The following is a 521-nucleotide window of genomic DNA, read 5'->3' as shown; positions in this document are numbered from 1 at the left end:
CCCAATAGCGGCGGCCGCAGTAAGCAAGAAGAAGCACAAGATCGTGCTATTCGCCCGAAATTACTAGCTGACTACGTAGGTCAGCCTGTTGTCAAAGAACAAATGTCTATTTTCGTTGAGGCAGCAAAAAAACGAGAAGAGGCACTTGATCATGTTCTTATTTTCGGTCCGCCTGGCTTAGGTAAGACAACGCTCGCGAATATCCTCGCTAATGAACTTGAATCTAACATTCAGTCTACGTCTGGGCCGGTGCTCGAAAAGGCAGGCGATTTAGCGGCCTTACTCACCAACTTAGAAGAAGGCGACATTCTTTTTATTGATGAGATTCATCGTTTAAGTGCGAATGTCGAGGAGGTTCTTTATCCCGCGATGGAGGATTATCAGCTCGACATTATGATTGGTGAAGGCCCAGCAGCGCGGTCTATTAAGTTGGATTTGCCCCCGTTTACACTGGTTGGCGCTACCACGCGCGCCGGACTATTAACGTCACCACTGCGTGATCGATTCGGTATTGTTCAGCG

Annotated in this window: 1 protein-coding gene; it reads left to right on the top strand. The window is 48.4% G+C overall.

Translation table 11 applies throughout. From position 1 onward, the window contains the following. The coding region (gene ruvB / locus A3738_RS23440; protein ID WP_082890125.1) for a Holliday junction branch migration DNA helicase RuvB at window positions 1-521 on the top strand (521 nt) is incomplete at both ends.

Source organism: Oleiphilus sp. HI0066, from assembly GCF_001635725.1.
This window is presented reverse-complemented; position numbering and strand designations above follow the sequence as displayed.